Source organism: Cupriavidus sp. IK-TO18 (genome assembly GCF_015549295.1).
Taxonomy (GTDB): Bacteria; Pseudomonadota; Gammaproteobacteria; order Burkholderiales; family Burkholderiaceae; genus Cupriavidus; species Cupriavidus oxalaticus_A.
The window spans coordinates 1-665 of sequence record NZ_JADGMP010000102.1; the positions used below are offsets into that span (position 1 = coordinate 1).

Sequence of the window (665 nt, forward strand, 5' to 3'; positions counted from 1 at the left end):
CAATGAACCCCCACTGCCCGTTGAGCTCCACTTCGACCGGGGCGCGATCGCGCGGCATCACGATGCCGCCATAGGGATCAGCGAGCGTCAGGTCGAGGCTGTCGGCAGCCTCGCCGGCGGCCCGCTCGATACAGAGATCCTTCAAGAGCGGACGCAAACGGCTGGTGACGTCCCGACCGTCGATCGTGACCTTGTAACTGCCCTTGATGAACATGAGCTAGTCCGTCAGCCTGACGACATCGCGCCGGCGCGTGTCCGCCTCGATGTTCTCGATCGGCAGCTTCACCACCGAACCGACGGTAAGGTACGGCGACTGCAAAGCGAGATCCTGGTTGAAGGCGAGCACCCGCTCGACGTATCCGGCGGGCTGACGGCCGAACATGCGCCAAACCAGCTGCGACAGCGTCATGTGCTCGGTCTTGACGGTCTCGGTCACGTACTTCTCAGTCACAGGAACAGCCTCAGGATGGATGCAGCCATGCCGGCGCTAGGTGAGCCGACCCGCAACAGGTTGACGGTGAACCGGATCTCCCGACCGACGCCGTGGTGATCCAAATAGGCAGACTTCTCCGCCAAACCTTGGATAAGCACCCAGCCGAGCGGGATGAAGTCGCCACGCATCAGCGGCAGCGGGATCTTGGCCGCACGTGCCGCCTCGAGTGCGG

At 63.5% G+C, this 665-nt stretch carries 2 protein-coding genes and 1 pseudogene; all 3 read right to left on the reverse strand.

From position 1 onward, the window contains the following. A pseudogene (locus tag IPF36_RS34290) lies at positions 1-214 on the reverse strand (hypothetical protein); the annotation flags it as partial. A 3-nt stretch (positions 215-217) separates the two neighbouring features. Beyond that, positions 218-451 (reverse strand): tail protein X, encoded by a 234-nt coding sequence (locus IPF36_RS34295; RefSeq protein ID WP_195432377.1) that lies wholly within the window; start codon positions 449-451, stop codon positions 218-220. Beyond that, the coding region (locus tag IPF36_RS34300; protein ID WP_195432380.1) for a phage tail protein at positions 448-665 on the reverse strand (218 nt) is incomplete at its 5' end. The genes IPF36_RS34295 and IPF36_RS34300, both read right to left, overlap by 4 nt.